Origin of the sequence: Stenotrophomonas sp. NPDC077421 (assembly GCF_049545505.1) — a bacterium.
GTDB lineage: Bacteria > Pseudomonadota > Gammaproteobacteria > Xanthomonadales > Xanthomonadaceae > Stenotrophomonas > Stenotrophomonas nematodicola.
The window spans coordinates 1-8836 of record NZ_JBMWDP010000065.1; the positions used below are offsets into that span (position 1 = coordinate 1).

The 8836-nt window shown below is 63.7% G+C and carries 4 protein-coding genes; all 4 read right to left on the reverse strand.

The window, feature by feature from the left end; all coding sequences use genetic code 11:
* A partial coding sequence (gene rpoC / locus ACPEH1_RS20075) for a DNA-directed RNA polymerase subunit beta' (protein WP_423716281.1) occupies window positions 1-3425 on the reverse strand: 3425 nt, incomplete at its 3' end.
* A gap of 91 nt (window positions 3426-3516) precedes the next feature.
* On the reverse strand, window positions 3517-7671 hold the full coding sequence (gene rpoB, locus ACPEH1_RS20080; RefSeq protein WP_017356006.1) for a DNA-directed RNA polymerase subunit beta: 4155 nt from the start codon (window positions 7669-7671) through the stop codon (window positions 3517-3519).
* A 297-nt stretch (window positions 7672-7968) separates the two neighbouring features.
* Window positions 7969-8337, reverse strand: coding sequence for a 50S ribosomal protein L7/L12 (gene rplL, locus ACPEH1_RS20085; protein WP_017356005.1), 369 nt, complete (start codon window positions 8335-8337; stop codon window positions 7969-7971).
* A gap of 62 nt (window positions 8338-8399) precedes the next feature.
* A partial coding sequence (rplJ, locus tag ACPEH1_RS20090; RefSeq protein WP_423716282.1) for a 50S ribosomal protein L10 occupies window positions 8400-8836 on the reverse strand: 437 nt, incomplete at its 5' end.

Genomic DNA, 8836 nt, shown 5'->3' on the forward strand with positions numbered 1-8836 from the left:
ACGCGCGGCAGACCACCGGTGATGTCGCGGGTCTTGGACGCTTCCTGCGGGATCTTGGCGACCACGTCGCCCACGCCGACGGCAGCGCCGTCCTGCAGGTTGACGATGGAGCGCGGCGGCAACAGGTACTGGGCCGGCAGATCGGTGTTCGGGATGGTCAGGTCATTGCCCTTGGCATCCACGATACGCACGATCGGACGCAGGTCCTTGGCCTGCGAACCGCGACGCTTCGGGTCGGTGATTTCACGCGAGGCCAGGCCGGTCAGTTCGTCGGTCTTCTCGATGACGGTGACGCCGTCGATGAAGTCGATGAAGCGGATGAAGCCGGCCACTTCGGACACGATCGGGTGGTTATGCGGATCCCAGTTGGCCACGGTCTGGCCAGCCTTCACTGCATCACCGTCCTTGGACGCGATCATCGAGCCGTAGGGCAGCTTGTAACGCTCGCGCTCACGGCCGTGCGCATCCAGCACCGAGATTTCGCCCGAACGCGACACCGCCACCAGCGAGCCATTGGCATGCTCGACGGACTTCAGGTTGTTGAACTTCACCGAACCGGTGGTCTTCACGGTGATGTTGTCCACCGCAGCCGCACGCGATGCCGCACCACCGATGTGGAACGTACGCATGGTCAGCTGGGTACCCGGCTCACCGATCGACTGTGCGGCGATGACGCCCACCGCTTCACCGATGTTGACGATGTGGCCACGGGCCAGATCGCGGCCGTAGCAGCGGCCGCAGACGCCGAACGCCGAGGCGCACGAAATCGTCGAGCGCACCTTGATGCTCTGCACGCCGGCGTCTTCCAGCTTGGCCACCCACTGTTCGTCCAGCAGGGTGTTGCGGGTCACGATCGGATCTTCATCGTTGCCCGGCAGGAACACGTCCTCGGCCACGACGCGACCCAGCACGCGCTCCTTCAACGGCTCCACGACGTCGCCGCCTTCCACGATCGGGGTCATGGTCAGGCCTTCGGTGGTACCGCAATCCACCTCGGTGATGACCACGTCCTGCGCGACGTCGACCAGACGACGGGTCAGGTAACCCGAGTTCGCCGTCTTCAGCGCGGTATCGGCCAGACCCTTACGGGCACCGTGGGTGGAGTTGAAGTACTCCTGCACGTTCAGGCCTTCACGGAAGTTCGCCTTGATGGGCGTTTCGATGATCGAGCCATCCGGACGGGCCATCAGGCCACGCATACCGGCCAGCTGACGGATCTGCGCCTGCGAACCACGGGCACCGGAGTCGGCCATGATGTACAGCGAGTTCATCGACTTCTGGTCGATGGTCTCGCCCTTGGCGTTGACCACCTTCTCGGTACCGATGGTGTCCATCATCGCCTTGGCGATGCGTTCGTTGGTGCGCGACCAGATGTCGACCACCTTGTTGTAGCGCTCGCCGGCGGTGACCAGGCCCGACTGGTACTGCTCCTGGATTTCCAGCACTTCAGCCTCGGCCTCGGTGAGGATGCCGCGCTTTTCGTCCGGGATCAGCATGTCGTCGATACCGATCGACACGCCGGCACGGGTTGCGTAGGCGAAGCCGGTGTACATCAGCTTGTCGGCGAACACGACCGTGTCCTTCAAGCCCAGCTGACGGTAGCTGGAGTTGATCAGGCGGCTGATGTTCTTCTTGGTCAGCTCGACGTTGGCCAGGGCGAACGGCAGGCCTTCCGGCAGGATTTCGGCCAGCAGGGCACGACCGATCGTGGTGTCCACGATCGAGGTCTTGTTCTGCTTGTCGCCGTTCTCGTCGGTCACCACCTCGGTGATGCGGACCTTGACCTTGGCGTGCAGTTCCACCACGCGGTTGTCATAGGCGCGCTTGACTTCGGCGATGTTGGCGAAGGCCATGCCCTCGCCCTTCTTGTTTTCCAGGGCGCGGGTCATGTAGTACAGACCCAGCACCACGTCCTGCGACGGCACGATGATCGGCTCGCCGTTGGCCGGCGACAGGATGTTGTTGGTCGACATCATCAGCGCACGCGCTTCCAGCTGGGCTTCCAGCGAGAGCGGCACGTGGACGGCCATCTGGTCACCGTCGAAGTCGGCGTTGAACGCGGTGCAGACCAGCGGGTGCAGCTGGATGGCCTTGCCCTCGATCAGCACCGGCTCGAACGCCTGGATGCCCAGACGGTGCAGGGTCGGCGCACGGTTCAGCATCACCGGGTGCTCGCGGATGACCTCTTCCAGGATGTCCCAGACTTCGGCTTCTTCGCGCTCGACCAGCTTCTTGGCGGCCTTGATGGTGGTGGCCAGGCCACGACGCTGCAGCTTGGCGAACACGAACGGCTTGAACAGTTCCAGCGCCATCTTCTTCGGCAGGCCGCACTGGTGCAGGCGCAGGTACGGACCGACCACGATGACCGAACGGCCCGAGTAGTCCACGCGCTTGCCCAGCAGGTTCTGACGGAAGCGACCCTGCTTGCCCTTGATCATGTCGGCCAGCGACTTCAGCGGGCGCTTGTTGGTGCCGGTGATGGCACGGCCACGACGGCCGTTGTCCAGCAGCGCATCGACCGATTCCTGCAGCATGCGCTTTTCATTGCGCACGATGATGTCCGGCGCGTTCAGCTCGAGCAGGCGGCGCAGGCGGTTGTTGCGGTTGATGACGCGGCGGTACAGATCGTTCAGGTCGGAGGTCGCGAAGCGACCGCCGTCCAGCGGCACCAGCGGACGCAGGTCCGGCGGCAGCACCGGCAGCACGGTCATGACCATCCACTCGGGGCGGTTGCCCGACTCGAGGAAGGCCTCGACCAGCTTGATGCGCTTGGTCAGTCGCTTCAGCTTGGTTTCCGAACCGGTGCTGGCGATTTCTTCGCGCAGGCGGGTCATTTCCGACTGCAGGTCGATGGTGCGCAGCAGCTCGTACACGGCCTCGGCGCCCATTGCGGCGTCGAAGTCGTCACCATGCTCCTGGCGTGCCTGCAGGTACTGCTCTTCGGTCAGCAGCTGGCGACGCTCCAGGGCGGTCAGGCCCGGCTCGGTCACCACATAGGCTTCGAAGTACAGCACGCGCTCGATGTCACGCAGGGTCATGTCCAGCATCAGGCCGATGCGCGACGGCAGCGACTTGAGGAACCAGATGTGCGCGACCGGGGACGCCAGGTCGATGTGGCCCATGCGCTCGCGGCGCACCTTGGCCAGGGTGACTTCGGTGCCGCACTTTTCGCAGACCACGCCGCGGTGCTTCATGCGCTTGTACTTGCCGCACAGGCACTCGTAGTCCTTGACCGGCCCGAAGATGGCGGCGCAGAACAGGCCGTCACGCTCCGGCTTGAAGGTACGGTAGTTGATGGTTTCCGGCTTCTTCACTTCGCCGAAGGACCACGAACGGATCAGATCCGGCGAGGCCAGCGCGATCTTGATCGCGTCGAAGTCCAGCGTCTGGCGCTGCTGGTTGAAGAGGTTCAGCAAGTCTTTCATGGTGTTTCTCCGAAAGGAGGAAATCTCGTGTCGATGGGGCTGTCAGGTCACATCCGGCGGCGCGGCTGCCGGGGCAGCCGCGCCTGCACGATCAGTTGCCGTCCAGTTCCATGTTGATGGCCAGCGAGCGGATTTCCTTCACGAGCACGTTGAAGGATTCCGGCATGCCCGCGACCATCTCGTGCTCACCGTCGACGATGTTCTTGTACATCTGGTTACGACCCTGCACGTCATCGGACTTCACCGTCAGCATTTCCTGCAGGGTGTAGGCCGCGCCATAGGCTTCCAGCGCCCAGACTTCCATTTCACCGAAGCGCTGGCCGCCGAACTGCGCCTTGCCGCCCAGCGGCTGCTGGGTAACGAGCGAGTACGGGCCGGTCGAACGGGCGTGCATCTTGTCGTCGACCAGGTGGTTCAGCTTCAGGTAGTGCATGTAGCCCACGGTGGTGTGGCGATCGAACGCTTCACCGGTGCGGCCGTCATACAGCTGGGTCTGGCCGCTCAGCGGCAGGTCGGCGAGTTCGAGCATGCGCTTGATCTCGGCCTCGGTCGCACCGTCGAACACCGGGGTGGCCATCGGCACGCCATCGGTCAGGTTGTTGGCCAGACGCAGCAGTTCCTCATCGCTGAACTGCGACAGGTCCACGTGGTTGGCCACCTGGGTCTTGTCGTGGTTGTAGATGTCGTCCAGGAAGCTGCGCAGCTGGGTGATCGCGGCCTGCGCCTCGAGCATGCCCTGGATCTTGCGGCCCAGGCCCTTGGCGGCCCAGCCCAGATGCACTTCCAGGATCTGCCCGATGTTCATACGGGACGGCACGCCCAGCGGGTTCAGCACGATGTCCACGGTTTCGCCCGAAGCCATGTACGGCATGTCTTCGACCGGCACCACGTTGGAAACCACACCCTTGTTGCCGTGGCGGCCTGCCATCTTGTCGCCCGGCTGGATGCGGCGCTTCACGGCCAGGAACACCTTGACCATCTTCAGCACGCCCGGAGCCAGGTCGTCGCCCGCGGTGATCTTGCCGCGCTTGTCGGCGAAGCGACGCTCGAACTCCTTCTCGTGCGCCTGGATCTGCTTCTGCGCGCGCTCGATGGCTTCGGAGGCGTCCTCGTCCTTCATGCGCAGCGCGAACCAGTCAGCCTTCTTCAGGCCGTCCAGGTAGGCGTCGGTGACGCTGTCGCCCTTCTTCAGGCCGGCGCCGCCGTTGACCACCTTGCCCACGATCTGCGAACGCAGACGGGCGTAGATGGCGCCTTCCAGGATGCGGAACTGGTCGTCGAAGTCCTTCTTGACGCGCTTGATCTCGTTTTCCTCGATCTGGCGCGCACGCTTGTCCTTCTCGATGCCGTCGCGGGTGAAGACCTGCACGTCGATGACGGTGCCGTCCATGCCCGGCGGCACGCGCAGCGAGCTGTCCTTAACGTCGGAGGCCTTCTCGCCGAAGATCGCGCGCAGCAGCTTCTCTTCCGGGGTCAGCTGGCTTTCGCCCTTCGGCGTGACCTTGCCGACCATGATGTCGCCGGCGCGGACTTCCGCACCGATGTACACCACGCCCGACTCGTCGAGGCGGTTCAGCGCCTGCTCGGAGACGTTCGGGATGTCGGCGGAGATTTCCTCCGGCCCCAGCTTGGTGTCACGCGCAACGCAGGTCAGCTCTTCGATGTGGATCGTGGTGTAACGATCCTCTTCCACCACGCGCTCGGAGAGCAGGATGGAGTCTTCGAAGTTGTAGCCGTTCCACGGCATGAAGGCGATCAGCATGTTCTGGCCCAGGGCCAGTTCGCCGATGTCGGTGGACGGACCGTCGGCCAGCACGTCGCCGCGCGCCACCACGTTGCCCACTTCGACCAGCGGACGCTGGTTGATGCAGGTGTTCTGGTTGGAGCGGGTGTACTTGATGAGGTTGTAGATGTCCACGCCGGCGTCGGTCGCGTCGGTGATCTCCGACTCGTTGACCTTGACCACGATGCGGCCGGCGTCGATCTGCACGATCTCGCCGCCACGACGGGCGTTCACGGTCACACCCGAGTCGCGGGCCACGGCGCGTTCGATACCGGTACCCACCAGCGGCTTCTGCGCACGCAGAGTCGGCACGGCCTGGCGCTGCATGTTGGCGCCCATCAGTGCACGGTTGGCGTCATCGTGCTCCAGGAACGGAACCAGCGCGGCAGCGATCGACACGGTCTGCATCGGCGAGACGTCCATGAAGTGGACTTCCGCCGGCGGCTTCAGCAGCGACTCACCCTGATAACGGCACGGCACGAACTGCTCGGTGAGCATGCTCTTGGCGTCGGTCAGGGCGTTGGCCTGTGCGATGACGTATTCGTTCTCTTCGATCGCCGACAGGAACTCGATCTCGTCGGAGACCTTGCCGTCGGACACCTTGCGGTACGGGGTCTCGAGGAAGCCGTACTGGTTGGTGCGGGCGTACACGGCCAGCGAGTTGATCAGGCCGATGTTCGGGCCTTCCGGGGTTTCGATGGTGCAGACGCGGCCGTAATGGGTCGGGTGCACGTCGCGCACTTCGAAGCCGGCGCGTTCGCGGGTCAGACCGCCCGGGCCCAGTGCGGACACGCGGCGCTTGTGCGTCACTTCCGACAGCGGGTTGTTCTGATCCATGAACTGGGACAGCTGCGAGGAGCCGAAGAACTCCTTGATGGCAGCGGCGACCGGCTTGGCGTTGATCAGCTCCTGCGGGGTCAGGCCTTCGGACTCGGCCATCGACAGGCGCTCCTTGACCGCGCGCTCGACGCGGACCAGGCCCACGCGGAACACGTTCTCGGCCATTTCGCCGACCGATCGGACGCGACGGTTGCCCAGGTGATCGATGTCATCGACCACGCCACGACCGTTGCGGATCTCGGTCAGCACCTTGATCACGTCCAGGATGTCGGAGCTCTCGCCATGCTCGGCGACCAGGCGCTTGGACTCTTCGTCGTTGCGCTCGCCGAAATACTTGCGGTCGTACAGCACGGCTTCGCCGGTGACTTCCTTGCGGCCGACACGGCGGTTGAACTTCATGCGGCCGACCGTGGACAGGTCGTAGCGCTCGAAGGTGAAGAACAGGTTGTGGAACAGGTTCTGCGCGGCGTCCTTGGTCGGCGGCTCGCCCGGACGCATCATGCGGTAGATTTCGACCAGGGCTTCCAGCTGGGTCTTGGTCGGATCGATGCGCAGGGTGTTGGACAGGTACGGACCACGATCAAGATCGTTCACCCACAGGGTGCCCACGGCATCCACGCCGGCCTTGCGGAAGGCCTGCAGCTGCTCGTCGGTGATTTCGTCGTTGGCCTGGGCCAGCAGCTCACCGGTGTTGGCGTCGACCACATCGTGCGACAGGATGCGGCCGACGATGTAGTCGTCCGGCACGGCCAGGGCGGCAATGCCCGAGGCTTCCAGCTGCTTGACGTGACGCGCGGTGATGCGCTTGCCGGCTTCCACGATGACCTTGTCGCCATCGGCCAGGTCGAAGTTCAGGGTCTCGCCGCGCAGGCGCTCGGAGACCAGTTCGAGCTGCACGCCTTCATCGGGGTTGATGTGGAACGTGTTGATCTCGAAGAACTCGGCCAGCATTTCTTCGTTGCTGTAGCCCAGCGCACGCAGCAGGATCGACACCGGCAGCTTGCGGCGACGGTCGATACGGGTGAACAGCGCGTCCTTCGGGTCGAACTCGAAGTCCAGCCAGGAGCCGCGGTAGGGAATGATGCGGGCGCTGTACAGCAGCTTGCCCGAGCTGTGGGTCTTGCCACGGTCGTGGTCGAAGAACACGCCCGGCGAACGGTGCAGCTGCGACACGATGACGCGCTCGGTACCGTTGACGATGAAGGTGCCGTTCTCGGTCATCAGCGGGATCTCGCCGAGATAGACCTCCTGCTCCTTCACGTACTTGATGGCCTTGGTGGACGACTCACGGTCGTAGATCACCAGGCGCACGGTCACGCGCAGCGGCGCGCCGTAGCTCATGCCACGCTGGCGGCACTCGCGCTCGTCGAACACGGGATCGCCGAGCTTGTAGCCGACGTACTCCAGGGCAGCGTTGCCGCTGTAGCTGGAAATCGGGAACACCGACTTCAGGGCCGCGTGCAGACCGTGGTCCGTGCGCTTGGCCGGATCGACGTTTTCCTGCAGGAATTCACGGTAGGAATCCACCTGGATGGCGAGCAGGAACGGCACTTCGAGGATCGAGCGCTGCTTGCCGAAATCCTTGCGGATACGCTTCTTTTCGGTGAACGAATAAGACGTCATGAGGTATCACCTTGGCTGTGCGGATCGTGCGTCCACGACCCGAAGGGAAACTGAAATTGTCAGTTGGAAGTCGCTGGTATTGCCGGCACCAGCACGCCTTCTCCCGCTACTTCCAACTGCCAACTCGTCTGCATCCACTACCCTGCCCGCGCGCCGGGGCGCTGCTGTGGCGGGGCATGACCGCAGCCCGTGTTGGGCTAGTTACATCAGGTACTGCATGAAACGACCAAAGGCCGGGGGCTTACGCCCCCAGCCTTGGCTGCATCGCCGTGATTCGATGGCGAGGCAAGGAAGTGCTTACTTGACTTCGACAGTCGCGCCAGCAGCTTCCAGGTCCTTCTTGAACTTGGCAGCGTCGTCTTTCGAAGCGCCTTCCTTGATCATGCCGCCGGCTTCAGCCAGGTCCTTCGCTTCCTTCAGGCCCAGGCCGGTGATGGCGCGGACAGCCTTGATGACTTCGACCTTCTTGTCGCCGGCCGACTTCAGGATGACGTCGAACTCGGTCTGCTCTTCGACGGCAGCAGCCGGGCCAGCGGCAGCAGCCACGGCGACCGGAGCAGCGGCGGAGACGCCGAACTTCTCTTCGATGGCCTTGACCAGCTCCATCACTTCCATCAGGGACTTCTCGGCGATGGCGTCGACGATCTGTTCGTTGGTAAGGGACATTTTGATTACCTTTGGATAATTTTCTGGGTTGAGGTTCCGTTCGGAACCACGGAAACGTCGACTCAGGCGGTCTCGGCGACCGGTTCAGCAGCGTCAGCGGTTTCACCGCCATTCTGCTTGTCACCGATGGCCTTGATGGCGCGGGCGAACATCGTGACCGGCTCGGTCAGGACGCGGGCCAGCATGGCCAGGGCCTGATCGCGGGTCGGCAGCGATGCCAGCACGTCAACGTGGCTGGCCGGGAACACTTCACCACCAATCGAAACGACCTTGGCCTTGAGCTTGTCGTTGGTCTTGGCAGCTTCCTTGATCAGGCGACCGGCAGCGCCGGGCTCCTCGAGCGAGAACGCATACAGCAGCGGACCAACCAGCTTGTCCTGTGCGACTGCGAACTCGGTGCCTTCAACGGCACGCGAAGCCAGGGTGTTCTTGACAACTTTCAAGAAAACGCCGGTTTCGCGAGCCTGCTTGCGCATCGCGGTCATCTGGGCGACCGTGG

Excerpts from the sequence above, each read along its gene's own strand:
- rplL (WP_017356005.1), bottom strand. The coding sequence starts at position 8,337 with ATGTCCCTTACCAACGAACAGATCGTCGACGCCATCGCCGAGAAGTCC.
- rpoB (WP_017356006.1), bottom strand. The coding sequence starts at position 7,671 with ATGACGTCTTATTCGTTCACCGAAAAGAAGCGTATCCGCAAGGATTTC.